The following is a 12,532-nucleotide window of genomic DNA, read 5'->3' as shown; positions in this document are numbered from 1 at the left end:
TGGCATGGATGCTGTTGTGGCGAGGGAGCTTGCTCCCGCTGGGGCGCGAAGCGGCCCCAGGATTTTTGGGTCTGCTGCGCAGCCCAGCGGGAGCAAGCTCCCTCGCCACAAAAGGTGTAACCACCACAAAATTTGCACCCATTCAAAAAACCGCATCAACCATAAAAATTATTGCTCGTGCTTCACCGACTTCAGTTCTGCCATAACTCTAATAATCGCGCGGAGAATCGCTCATGGCTCGTTTGCAACGCACCCTGTCGTTAGGGTCGGTGGTGCTGTTTGGCATCGCCTATATGACACCGATCATTGTCCTGGGTACCTTCGGCATCCTGGCGCAATCCACCGCCGGCATGGTCCCGGCCGCTTACCTGGCCGCCCTGGTGGCGATGTTCTTCACCGCCATGAGCTACGGCCGCATGGCTTCGGCGTTCCCGGTGGCCGGGTCTGCCTACAGCTACGTGCGCAAGGCCATCAGCCCCAAGCTCGGGTTTATCGCCGGTTGGGCGGTGCTGCTCGACTACCTGTTCCTGCCCATGGCCATCTGGCTGATCGGCGCCGCGTACCTGCATTCAGCCTTCCCGGCGGTGCCGCAATGGATCTGGGTGTTGGCCTTTATCGGCGTCACCAGCGCGATCAATATCGTCGGCCTGAAGCTCGCCAACGGCATCAACGCCCTGCTGATGATCGTGCAGTTCCTGGTGCTGATCGCGTTTGTCGCGCTGTGCATCCACTACATCGGCGGTGACGCCAGTAAGCCACTGTGGACCATCACCCCGTTCTTCAACGGCCAGATGCAAATGCCGTTGATCATGAGCGGCGCGGCGATCGCCTGCTATTCGTTCCTGGGCTTTGACGCGGTCAGCACCCTGACCGAGGAAACCCGTGACCCACGCCGCACCATTCCCCGGGCGATCATGTTGATCACCTTGATTGGCGGGCTGATCTTCGTCGGGGTGTCGTACTTCGTGCAGATTGCCCATCCGTCGTTCGAGTTCACCGACGTGGATTCGGCCGCCTACGAGATTGCCCGCAACATTGGCGGCGACCTGTTCGTGTCGATCTTCCTGATCGGCCTGATCGTCGGCCAGTTCGCCTCGGGCTTGTCGGCCCAGGCCAGCGGTTCGCGGTTGCTGTTTGCGATGGGCCGTGACGGTGTGTTGCCCAAGTCATTCTTCGGCGCCTTGCATGCGCGCTTCGGTACGCCGGTCAACAGCATCCTGCTGTGCGCCGTGGTGGCTTTGCTGGCGCTGAAACTGGACGTCACCACCTCCACCTCGTTCATCAATTTTGGCGCGTTCCTGGCCTTCAGCCTGGTGAACCTGTCGGTGATCTTCCACTACTGGATCGGCGCCCAGCAGCGCGGGCTGCGGGAGCTGGTGCTGTTCCTGGTGTTCCCGACCATCGGCCTGCTGGCAGATGTGTGGTTGATGGTCAGCCTCGATCACCTGGCGATTTACCTGGGCCTGAGCTGGCTGGCGATTGGCCTGGTGTACCTGGGTTTCCTGACCCGAGGCTTCTCCCAGCAACCCCCGGAGATGGACTTCCAGGAAGCCGCATAGAAGCGCGGGGTCTATTCTTATTGCAATCGGTTCTCGTTTGGGTGCGTCTTTTGTGTTACTGTATAACGCTAATTGATCACCCAGACGCCCCGGAGGCCTTATGAAACCTGGTATCCACCCCGACTACCGCACCGTGTTGTTCCACGACACCGCCGCCGACGTGTTCTTCCTGATCGGTTCCACCGTGGACACCGACCGCACGCAGCAGCACAGCGACGGCAACACCTACCCTTATGTGCTGCTCGACGTGTCCAGCGCCTCGCATCCGGTGTACACCGGCCAGCAGCGCAAGACCCAGTCCGAAGGCCGTATCGCCGGCTTCAACAAGCGGTTTGCGTCGTTTGGCTCGGCCGGTAAACCCGCCGAAGCATGAGCCGTCGTTGCTTTACCTCAGGGCCGCTTCATTTGATGAAGCGGCCCTTTTTTATGCCTGTCGGACGAAGTGACATCGTATGGCCATCATCCCAAGGAAAAGCCGACTAAACTGCTGGGTAATAGCCAGGAGGCTGTTACCTTGACCGTAGGACGCGCACATCGACGCCATACGAGGTGCCCCATGGGAGAGCCAGTGACCTTTGTAAATGCCGACCGTCCGGTGGTGCTGTTGATTGACGCACACCCCGACGTGCTGGACCGCCTGACGCAGTTGCTGCGCCTGGAACCGTTTGAAGTGTGCAGTGCCACCGATGCCGCCCACGCGCTGGCGATTCTGGCGCAGCAACCCGTCGACCTGGTGATGAGCGCCGCGCGCCTGCCGGACATGGACGGCGCCACCCTGCTGGCGCAGATCCACCACGACTACCCGCACACCGTGCGCATTCTGCTGACCGGCGAAACCGAGCTGACCCTGATCATCAAGGCGATCAACGAAGGGCAGATCTACCGCTACCTGAGCAAACCCTGGAAGGACGAAGAGCTGCTGCTGGCGTTGCGTCAGTCCCTGGCCCATCAACATTCCGAGCGTGAACGCCTGCGCCTGGAACAGCTGATCCGCCAACACAACGACGAACTCACCCAACTCAACATCACCCTGGAAAAACGCGTGGCCTCGCGCACCAGCGAGCTGCAGCAAACCGCCGACATGCTCGACCTGGCCTACGAAGAGCTCAAGCACAGCTACGCCACCGGCACCGAAGTGTTCTCCCTGCTGGCCAACCTGCGCCTGCCCCGCAGCAAACAGACCAACCGCCAGATCATCGAACTGGTGCGCACCTGGTGCCACAGCCACGGCCTGGACGAAGCCAGCAACCGCGACCTGACCATGGCCGCAGCGCTCTACAACATCGGCAAGCTGAGTTGGAGCGACAGCATGATGATCGCGCCCGCCGACCTGCTGCACAGCGCCGACCGTGAACGTTACCGGGCGTACCCGGCCCAGAGCGAATCGTTGCTGATGGCCCTGGAGCCGATGAAAGATGCGGCGCACCTGATCCGTCATCACCAGGAGCGCTGGGACGGCACCGGCTTTCCCGACCACCTCAAGGGCGACGGAATTCCATTCGGCTCGCGCCTGTTAAAACTGGCGGTGGACTTCATCGAACTGCAACGGGGCTTGATCCTGGAGCGGCAAATGAACAGCGACGAAGCGCTGCTCTACATCCGCAAATACGCCGGTCGCCTGTACGACCCGGACATGGTGGAAGACTTTATCCAGGCCTGCGCGGCGTTCCTCAGCGACGTGACCCTGGGCGACCCGACGGTGAAAGTCCTGACCACCCGCGAGCTGGCCGAAGGCATGGTGCTGGCGCGCAACCTCAATGCCGACAACGGCATGCTGCTGCTCAACGCCGGCAAGGTGCTGAACCTGCCGCTGGTGGACAAGCTGATTGCGTTCGAGGCCATGGAAGGGGCGAAGTACAGCGTGTTTATCAAGGCGCCGGATGAGGCGTTGCTTTCGGGCTGAGGCCGGTTCATGGGATCCTTGCGCCTTTGAATTGAAGGCGACCCTCCCATGACCTCCACCCTTCGCATCGCCGCCGCCCTGCTGATCGGCAGCGACGGCCAGACCTTGCTGGTACGCAAGCGCGGCACCCAGGCGTTCATGCAGCCGGGCGGCAAGATCGATGCCGGTGAGCTACCGGCCGAGGCCCTGGCCCGTGAGCTGCACGAAGAACTGGGCCTGAGGATTGATCCGGCGGCGGCGGTGTACCTGGGCCAATTCTCGGCCCCGGCGGCGAATGAGCCGGGGTTTGTGGTGCAGGCCGAATTGTTCCAGGTGCACATTGACGTGCCGGTGGCACCGGCTGCCGAAATTGAAGAAGTGCGCTGGATCGACCCGGCCGGTGACGGTGATTTGCTGCTGGCGCCCCTGACCCGGGATCTGATCCTGCCGTTCTACCGCTCGTCTCTAACGGGTGCCTGAAACTGTGGCGAGGGAGCTTGCTCCCGCTGGGGCGCGAAGCGGCCCCGAGATTTTTGGGTCTGCTGCGCAGCCCAGCGGGAGCAAGCTCCCTCGCCACAGGTACCCGCTGTTCATCAGCGTACGGCGCTGACCCCGTCCAGGGTCGAAAACGACGTGTCCTTGGCCGTCAGCAAAAAGTCGCGCATGTACGGCGCATCGAGCATGTCGGCGCGAATCCCGGCGTACAGCGTGGCAAACAGGCCTTTTTCCCCCAACCGCTTGGCTTTCACATAACCCCGGGAACTGTATTCGTGCAGCGCCCAGTGGGGCATGCCGCACACGCCGCGACCGCTGGCCACCAACTGCATCATCATCACCGTCAGTTCCGAGGTGCGCACCTGGGCCGGTTCCACGTCGGCCGGTTCGAGGAAGCGGGTGAAGATGTCCAGGCGGTCACGCTCCACCGGGTAGGTGATCAACGTCTCGCTGCTCAAATCGTCGGGCACGATGTACGGCTTGTTCGCCAGTGGGTGCTGGTTGGCCACGGCCAGCATGGCTTCGTAGGTGAACAACGGCACATAGGTGATGCCCGGCAGCTCCAGCGGGTCGGAGGTGACCACCAGGTCCAAGTCACCCCGGGCCAGGGCCGGCAGCGGGGCGAAGGCGAAGCCGGAAGCCAGGTCCAGCTCGACTTCGGGCCACGCATCGCGGAACTGGTCGATGGTGGGCATCAGCCACTGGAAGCAACTGTGGCACTCGATGGCCATGTGTAAGCGACCGGCGGTGCCGCCCGCCAGCCGCGCAATGTCACGCTCGGCGCCGCGCAGCAGGGGCAGGGTGGCGTCCGCCAGTTGCAGCAGGCGCAAGCCGGCGCTGGTGAAGCGCAGCGGCTTGGTCTTGCGCACAAACAACGGCATGCCCAGGCGTTCCTCCAGCTCCTTGAACTGGTGGGAAAGCGCGGACTGGGTCAGGTGCAGGCGCTCAGCCGCTTCCACCAGGCTGTCGGCTTCACGCAGGGCGTGCAGGGTCTTGAGATGACGGATTTCGAGCACGGGCTCTCCATGAATATAACTTGTGACAAATTCGGATGGAGTGAGTTTGTCTCATGTTGTCATGGCTGTCGACAAGGCCCGTGTGCACACCGCGCTGGCGATGCCTGGCCAGCGCGGTGTTTGCGTCGGTATTACAGCTCGGCAAAGTGCCGGTTCGCCAGCGGCCGGCCGATATTCCCGCGCCAGATCGGGTCGACACTGGCCCCGGTTTCCGCCTGGGCGCGTTGCCATTGCAGGCCCAGGTTGCGCTGCTCGAGGGTCTTCAAATGGGCCTTGATGAACTCATCGAAGCGCGCCCCGGCCTTGTCGTAGTGGAAATGCGCATACCACAGCACCTGCTGCGGGGTTTTGCTCACGTCCCACACCAGGTACTCCTGCAGATAGTCCGGCCGGCCTTTCTGGCCCGCATTGAGGTTGCGTGCCGGCTCGCCCTTGCGAATCTCCACCAACTGTTGCTCGCGCAGGTAATCCAGATAACCCTCGGTGGGCGTCCGGCTGGCCAGGGTCTGGCGTACCCGCAGGTCACGGCCCCGGGTGATCAGGCTCGCGGCCTGGGTACGCAATTGCGCCAGGATCGGGTCCTGTGGCGCCAGTGTGCCGAGGGTCCGGGCGCGCTCCAGCAGTTCATCGGCTTCTCTGGCGAGCATCTCTTCCAGATCCACCGGCAGCATGTTCTGGCGGGCGTACTCCTCGACTTTGCGGATATACGCCTGGACTGCATTCAGTCGTGCGCGGGCTTCGTTGATCAGGGCAAGCGCGTTGGTTACAGAGCGCACCGGTGGCGCAACAGGCGCCGGGTTGGTCAGGTGGAAGCGGCCGTTGGCGCCTTGCTCCCAGATCTCGGTACGGCCTTCGGCGCCGGTGAGGGTATAACGCCGTGCCCTGGTGACCGGGTCAACGTGTTCCACCCCAATCAGCAAGGTCTGGTCGTCGGTTTCGAAAATCCTGCGGGTACCGCCCGCTGGCGCCCGGGAGACGGGCTCTGTGAGGGCGTTGCGGGCGCGCTCGCTCATTTTGTTGAGTTCGTCGATCAGCGCCTGCACATAGGCGGCGTCGAAGTGTTGGTGGTAACTGGAGGACCAGCGGTTCAGGTTGCCACGCATTTGCGCGTAGACGTCGACGCAGTAGTTGAGGAGGAGATTGCGTTGGCTTTGGGTAGGGCTGACTTCAATCATGTTGGCTTGCAGGTACAGTGCCCGGTGCACCGCGTTTTTCGAATGGTTCAGGGGCCCTTGAAGGTAGTGCCAGGACGCGTCGCCAACGCCTTTGCGATGGTCGACCAACCCCAGCAGCATGTTGACCTTCATCTGCTCCCGGCGCCTGGCCGACAGGTGCCGGTTGATCACCTCGGACGCGGTGGTCAGGCCCTGGCGCTGTTGTGTGAGGGTGACGTGTTTGATCCAGCTGTTCAGAGTTTCAAGGGTGCTGTCCAACTGGCGAAGCAGTTCCAGAATGGCCACTTGCCGGGCTCTGACCTGCTCGCGCAACGCGGCGCGGGCCGACTGCTGTTCGTAGGGCGTGGCATCCAGGCGGGCGACTGCCAGGTCAATGGCTTCGTCGTGGATCACCACTTGCTGGCCCTTGATCCTGGCCTGCCACTGCGAGTTCCACGCGATTGAATAGGCGGCGTCGCTCTTGGCTTTGCTGGCCAGTTGAACCTTGTTTCCGTAAGTCCCAAGGGCCAGGTCTCCGATGTTCTGGTGCAAGCGTGCGTTCAGCTCGATGCCATCGGCCAGCTCTTTTTCCAGGCCGGGAATCACCCCCATGTCACCGCTTTCGTAGCGTTCCATCAGGCCGTGGGTACGTTCTTTGTGCCGGAGGATGGCGGTGTTGGTGCGCTCCATGCTGGACACCAATGCCCGCTGGCGATAATAGGTGCGGTCGACCAACCAGCGTGGCAACCGCTCACGAATTGCCAGTGGCCACATCGGTTCGAGGACATCCACCATGCGCCCCAGCACACCACCGCCGCCGGCGAGGCCGCCGTTGAATGCGGTGCCGTAGACCCCGTAGTGCGTGTCCCATTCGCCGCTTTCGTCGAGGGCAATCGGCTGTTTGTAGGTCTTCTGGCGGGTGGGGCTCAGGCGCCAGTCCAGCCCATCGCCCAGCCGTTCCACCTTGTAGATACGCCCGCGCCGCAGGATGAAGTCACCCTCGCCATGCCGGTACACGTTGCGGTACGGGCCGTGGCTGTAGGGCTGCAGGCCGGCCAGGGATACCACGCCTTCATAGTCGTAGCCCTCGAAACGCTGCCGCATGCGGCGCGCGCCCAGGTGACGCAGTTGCCGTTGACGGGTGACCGCGCGGGCGTTGGCGGGCAGCGCCAGGTTGCCCGGCAGGATGTCCATGGCGCAGTCGATCAGCGACAGCAGCACCGCTTCGACCTCTGCCAGGCCATGCCCGACGTCGCCGCGCAAGAACGCCGCCACCGCCAGGTTGGCGCTGCTCCAGGCGTCATACAGGGCAATGGCCGCGCCCGCGAAAGGCACCAGGCCCAGCGCGATTTTCAGGTAGTTGAAGATCATGCCACTGCGCAGCGCGTTGTGTTCCAGCAGCAAGGCGGCGTTGGAGCGTGAGGTCGCGCGATGCGCCTCGATGAGCCGACCCATATGGTTGTTGAGCACGTGCTCGGGCAATGAGGTGGTCGCCGGCCATGGCGTGCCGACCTCGAACAGGCCGTCGAAATTCTTCTGCTGCGCCTGGGCGATCCGCGACAGGTGGGCGGCGGCATCGCCCTTGATGGCGCGCCCGGCCAGGTAGTCACTCATGCCGCTGGCCAGGCTGCGGTCGTACAGTGCCTTGCGAGCCCGTTCCAGGCTGGCATAGCGGCGCAGGGGCTGACCGTCCGGAGTGTCGGGCAGGTAGAGCAGGGTGCGACCCGACGCCGGGTCCTGGATGAAGGTGATGCCGAACAAACCGCTTGGGCCATGGTCGGTGTCGGTGCCGCCGGCGCTTAACTGTGCCGGCAGCAACACGAAGGGTTGCCGCGCTTCAAGGGCATTGTTCAAGAGCAGCAGGTCTGTGTCGTCGAGCCAGCCCCGTGCGTGGGCGAACTTGCCCTGCAGGATGAGCATCAGGCGCAGCGGCTCGGTCAGGCATTCACGCTGATGCTGGCGGGTGAAAATCGGTGCATCCGGGTCGCCGAGGAAGATACGGGTGATCAACTGTTCGTAGGCGCCGGCCAGGTCGAGTTCGGTGACCAGTTGCTTGAGGTAACTGACCGTCAGGCCGTTTTTCAGTTGCTCGGCTTCGATCGGGCTGTGGCTGGTGACGTTCACTTGCCTGAACCCCAGGCGCTGCTCGACGTCGGCGTCGATGTTCTGTTGCGCCAGTTGCAACAGCGACCAGTCGCGGCGACGAGCGCTGGGCATCAGGACCGTTTTGAACGGCGTGCCGGGGCCTGCGTATTGGTCCAGGTACTCACGTTCCCAGCTCACCGAGTCCGGCAGATTCAGCTGTACGTGAGCGTCGTGCTCAAGCCTGAAGTCCTCACGCAGCCGCCGGTTCAGGCGACGCCGGCCGAAGTCTTCGAAGGGTTCCAGGTCGCGTTCGAGCAGGTGCTGGGCGCGGTGCAACGCGTCGATCTGGGCCTGGATCAGCGCCTTGAAGGCCTGGCGTGCGTCGGCCGGGAGTTGGCTCAGTTCTCGGGGCAACGCGCCGGCCAGGCGGGCACTGCGCTGTTGTTCCAGCAGCTGCGTATAGGCCAGTTCGCGAGCCTGATGGGTAGGAATCTGCAGGGTGGACAAGGTTTGTTCGTGAAGTTTATCCAGGGCTTCATCGCGTTGATGGGCAAGGGCCGGCAGGGGGTAACGCATGATCGTTTCGGCGGCCTGTTGCTCGCTGGCGTACAAGCGTTGTTGGAGTGAGTACTCAAACGGGTCGCCGCTTAACACGGTCCATTGCAGGGTGGTGCTGGCGTCATCCGGCAGCTTGAACAGCAACTGTTCCAGGGCCTGGCGGGATTCGAAACGCTGCAGGCCGCCGCCGCTGCCGGGCCAGTACAACAACAGGCTGTGGGGCGCGGAAGCGGTAAGGGCGCCGGCCCGGGTGATCACCAGCAGGCCCTGGAGCTCATGGGCCGTTTCGTCGGGGGCACTGCTGGTCAGGGTCAGGCGCGCGGCAGTCACCTCGGGGCGGCGTTCCACGGCAGCGGGATGGTCCAGCAGGGCCAGGAGCAGGCGATGTTCATCGTCGCTGATTTGCTTGAGCGCCTGCTGGATCGCGGCTTCGGCGCGTACGGCGGCGAGTTGCGCTTGATACAGCGCGTCGTAGTGGGCGTTGGGTTTATGCCGCAGCTCCAGGCGTTCAAGGGCGGTGCGCCGGCCCAGCAGGGCGCCGGCGGCGGTATTGCCGTCCAGTTCGGCGGCGTCCTGTGCCTGCATCAACCCTTTCAAGTGGGCCAGCCGGTTGGCGTACTGAGTGTCGTCACCCAGGTAACGTTCGAGGTCGAGGCGTTGCTGTTTGATCGAGGCCCAACGCTCGCTCAGCGTGATATCGGCGTTGAGGTTGCCGAAGGGTGGGGCCTGTTCGTCATCGTCGGGGCCGGGGGCCAGGGCCTGGGTGGGTGGCAAGGTGAATACCGGGTTTTCACGGCGCTGGCGGTCCAGTCGGTCGGCGTCGTCGAGGGCGCGGCGGGCATAACGGGCCAGGTTGCTGCCGTTGCGATGGCGATTGCGCAGGCTCTCCAGTTGCGCCGTGAGCACATGCGCCAGCACGTCGTGGACCCCAAACGCCAGGTCATCGCGACGCGGGGTGTAGCTGAAGGTGACCGAGGCCGGCAATACCTCCGGCGGGATCAATTGTTGGGCCGGGGCTGTCAGCCATTGCTCCATCTCACTGCGTTGGCTGAACACCATCAGGCTTGGCTGGCGGCTGGGCAGGTAAAGGGTTTGCGCGAGCGCCGGTGCCCCGTTGGTGCTGATGACCCAGGCGCCCGGCAGTTTGACTTTGCTCTGGTCGGGCAATTGCAGGGCCAGTTGGTGGATGTCGCCCGGGAAGGAAGTGCCCGGGTCAAGCAAGGTTTGCAGCGGTTCGAGCTGTGTGGCGCTGAGGTGCCCCAGGGCGTAGGCGGCGTGGCTGCTGGCTTCGAGATGTTGACGGTACAGCTGCACCGCGTGGTCGAGCCGGGAGCGCGGTGTGCCCGGCGCCCGCGTCGCCCAGTAGGTGTTCCAGCGCAGCCTTAGCCGTTGTTCCAGGTTCAGTGCCTTGAGCTGTTTCAGCAACTGCACCGGCGTCAGGTTTGCCAGCCGGTGCCTGGCCAGGCCGAGGGTAGTGCTCTGAGTATCAAGGTTGGCGTCGATGTCCGGGAACTGGCAGATAAACGCCCAGGCGTCCGTCAGGCTGATGAAATGCTCGGCGTCTTGCGCGGTGTCGAGAAAGCCCAGGCCGACGGACCTGGTGTCGATTTGCAAATGCTCGTTGAGCACCGCATTGATAGAGTCGCGCACACCGGGTGCCTGAGCAATCAGCTCATGCAGGCCCTGACGACTGTCACGCCAGCGCGCGGTGGCCTGCAGGTACAGGCTCTGGTCCAGGCGCAGTGCCTGGGTCAACAGCGTGGGCGAGGTCAAGTCGCCCTGGGAGAGGGAGAGGGGGGGGAGGGTCAGTTCACTCATGGTGATGGGTTCATGCTCTGGTGAGACCGGGCTTGCCGGTGAGTGCACCCATTTAAAAGGCGCGGCCAGGGCGTGGGGTGATAGATAGATACGCGAATGACCGCTGGGCGCCATTCATCAAACTGTCACTGAACTGTGGCAGCGCGCTTGAACAAACTTCATCAGACTCGCGCTCTACTGGGGTTCTGCGTTTCGGTGTTTTTCATGCGCGTGTTGCTTTTCATGGCCGCTCTCTTGTTCGGCCTGCCGTCCTTTGCGGCTTCTCGATGTGATGTAAATGTGCCGACCCAACGGGTCGATCTGGAACAGGTGAGCCTGGCGTACCAGAGCATTGGTCGCGCCTCCGACCCGGCGTTGTTGCTGGTAATGGGGTTGGGTGGGCAGTTGATTCACTGGCCGGATGAAGTCGTGGTCGCCCTGTGCGAGCAAGGCTTTCGGGTGATTCGTTACGACAATCGCGATGTCGGCCTGTCCACCTGGCGCCAGGCACCGGCCAGCGCCAACCTGACCTTCGAAGTGCTGCGCTACAAACTCGGCCTGCCGGTGGCGGCGCCCTACACCCTGACCGACATGGCCAACGACGCCCTGGGCTTGATGGACGGCTTGCACATCCAGCAATTCCACGTGCTGGGCGCAAGCATGGGCGGGATGATCGCCCAGCACCTGGCGGCCATGGCGCCGCAACGGGTGGAAAGCCTGACCCTGATCATGACCAGCTCCGGCGCCGAAGGCCTGCCGGCACCGAGCGCGGCGCTGGTGCAACTGTTGTCACGGCGCAGCGCACCCAATCGCGAAGTGGCCCTGGAACAACAGGCCGACCTGCTGGCGGCCCTGGGCAGCCCTTATGTGAAGGATGACCGCAAGGTGTTGCTGCAACAGGCGGCGCAGTCCTATGACCGTGCATTCAACCCCGACGGGGTGAAGCGCCAGATCATGGCTATCCTCGCCGAGCCCAGCCGGGTGCCGCTGTTGAACCAGCTGCGCGTGCCGACCCTGGTGGTGCACGGCACCGCCGACCCGTTGCTGCCGGTGATGCACGGCGTGCACCTGGCGGCGCATATCCAGGGCAGCCAGTTGCGGCTGATTCCAGGGCTGGCCCATCGTTTCCAGGAGGCGTTCAAGGCGCCATTGCTGGCGGCGGTGTTGCCCTATCTGCAAGAGCACCGCGAGGATGCCGCGCACTGGGCGCAGATCGACCCGGTGGCGCCTTCGAAGGTTTTGTAAGGGCTTGGCGGGGTGTATCGTGGGACCTTTCCGGCGTTTAAAGCCTGCGAGGTTGCCTAGTCATGAGTACTCCCCTGAAAATCGATTTCGTCAGCGACGTGTCCTGCCCCTGGTGCATCATCGGCCTGCGCGGTTTGACCGAAGCCCTGGACCAGCTGGGGCCGGAGGTGCAGGCCGAGATTCATTTCCAGCCCTTTGAGCTGAACCCGAACATGGTTCCCGAAGGCCAGAACATCACCGAACACATCACTGAAAAGTACGGCTCCACGGCGGAGCAGTCCCAGGCGAACCGGGCGCGGATTCGTGACATGGGGGCGGAGTTGGGGTTTGCGTTTCGTACCGATGGGCAGAGCCGTATCTACAACACCTTTGATGCGCACCGTTTGCTGCATTGGGCGGGGGTTGAGGGGTTGCAGTACAACCTGAAGGAGGCGTTGTTCAAGGCGTATTTTACGGACCAGCAGAATCCGTCTGATCACGGGACGTTGGCGGCGATTGCCGAGGGTGTTGGGCTGGATCGTGCGCGGGCTGAGGAAATCCTGGCCTCGGATGAATATGCGGCCGAGGTGCGGGAGCAGGAGCAGTTGTGGGTGTCGCGTGGGGTGAGTTCGGTGCCGACCATTGTGTTCAATGATCAATACGCGGTGAGTGGCGGGCAGCCGGCTGAGGCGTTTGTCGGGGCGATTCGGCAGATTATCAGTGAGGCTTCCAAAGGCTGATCGGTGTACATATCCGTTATTT

The 12,532-nt window shown here is 63.2% G+C and carries 8 protein-coding genes; 6 read left to right on the top strand and 2 right to left on the bottom strand.

Translation table 11 applies throughout. From position 1 onward, the window contains the following. Positions 1-233 precede the first annotated feature (233 nt). From HX855_RS00180 to HX855_RS00165, 4 genes are all read left to right on the top strand, one after another. Entirely contained in the window at positions 234-1,559 is a 1,326-nt protein-coding gene (locus HX855_RS00180; protein ID WP_177088658.1) for an APC family permease, read from the top strand. Between the two features lie 100 nt (positions 1,560-1,659). Continuing rightward, positions 1,660-1,932 carry a type B 50S ribosomal protein L31 gene (locus HX855_RS00175; protein ID WP_177088660.1) on the top strand — a complete coding sequence of 91 codons (273 nt, stop codon included), beginning with the start codon at positions 1,660-1,662 and terminating at the stop codon, positions 1,930-1,932. Between the two features lie 183 nt (positions 1,933-2,115). Then, positions 2,116-3,462, top strand: a complete 1,347-nt coding sequence (locus HX855_RS00170; RefSeq protein ID WP_177088663.1) for an HD domain-containing phosphohydrolase — start codon at positions 2,116-2,118, stop codon at positions 3,460-3,462. Positions 3,463-3,510: 48 nt separating this feature from the next. Next, the gene (locus HX855_RS00165) at positions 3,511-3,921 is read left to right on the top strand and encodes an NUDIX domain-containing protein (RefSeq protein WP_177088664.1); all 411 of its coding nucleotides are present in this window, start codon (positions 3,511-3,513) and stop codon (positions 3,919-3,921) included. Between the two features lie 113 nt (positions 3,922-4,034). Here HX855_RS00165 and metR read toward each other — a convergent pair whose 3' ends face one another. Next, positions 4,035-4,952 (bottom strand): transcriptional regulator MetR, encoded by a 918-nt coding sequence (gene metR / locus HX855_RS00160; protein WP_177088666.1) that lies wholly within the window; start codon positions 4,950-4,952, stop codon positions 4,035-4,037. Positions 4,953-5,083: 131 nt separating this feature from the next. Continuing rightward, positions 5,084-10,567 carry a dermonecrotic toxin domain-containing protein gene (locus HX855_RS00155; protein WP_177088668.1) on the bottom strand — a complete coding sequence of 1,828 codons (5,484 nt, stop codon included), beginning with the start codon at positions 10,565-10,567 and terminating at the stop codon, positions 5,084-5,086. A 204-nt stretch (positions 10,568-10,771) separates the two neighbouring features. Between HX855_RS00155 and HX855_RS00150 the strand changes: the two genes are divergently transcribed. Together HX855_RS00150 and HX855_RS00145 are read left to right on the top strand one after the other, a co-directional pair. Next, a complete protein-coding gene (locus HX855_RS00150; protein ID WP_177088670.1) occupies positions 10,772-11,791 on the top strand; it encodes an alpha/beta fold hydrolase in 1,020 nt (339 codons plus the stop codon). 62 nt (positions 11,792-11,853) lie between these two features. After that, a complete protein-coding gene (locus HX855_RS00145; RefSeq protein ID WP_177088672.1) occupies positions 11,854-12,510 on the top strand; it encodes a DsbA family oxidoreductase in 657 nt (218 codons plus the stop codon). Positions 12,511-12,532: the final 22 nt, after the last annotated feature.

It is taken from the genome of Pseudomonas sp. IPO3778 (genome assembly GCF_013386825.1).
In the GTDB taxonomy this organism is placed as follows: Bacteria; Pseudomonadota; Gammaproteobacteria; order Pseudomonadales; family Pseudomonadaceae; genus Aquipseudomonas.
Note: the sequence above shows the minus strand (reverse complement) of the source record. Positions and strands in the feature narration are given on the sequence as shown.

What these genes read in the sequence shown, in the direction of transcription:
- HX855_RS00180 (WP_177088658.1), top strand. Translation starts at nt 234, where the DNA reads ATGGCTCGTTTGCAACGCACCCTGTCGTTAGGGTCGGTGGTGCTGTTT.
- HX855_RS00175 (WP_177088660.1), top strand. Translation starts at nt 1,660, where the DNA reads ATGAAACCTGGTATCCACCCCGACTACCGCACCGTGTTGTTCCACGAC.
- HX855_RS00170 (WP_177088663.1), top strand. Translation starts at nt 2,116, where the DNA reads ATGGGAGAGCCAGTGACCTTTGTAAATGCCGACCGTCCGGTGGTGCTG.
- HX855_RS00165 (WP_177088664.1), top strand. Translation starts at nt 3,511, where the DNA reads ATGACCTCCACCCTTCGCATCGCCGCCGCCCTGCTGATCGGCAGCGAC.
- HX855_RS00155 (WP_177088668.1), bottom strand. Translation starts at nt 10,567, where the DNA reads ATGAGTGAACTGACCCTCCCCCCCCTCTCCCTCTCCCAGGGCGACTTG.
- HX855_RS00150 (WP_177088670.1), top strand. Translation starts at nt 10,772, where the DNA reads ATGCGCGTGTTGCTTTTCATGGCCGCTCTCTTGTTCGGCCTGCCGTCC.
- HX855_RS00145 (WP_177088672.1), top strand. Translation starts at nt 11,854, where the DNA reads ATGAGTACTCCCCTGAAAATCGATTTCGTCAGCGACGTGTCCTGCCCC.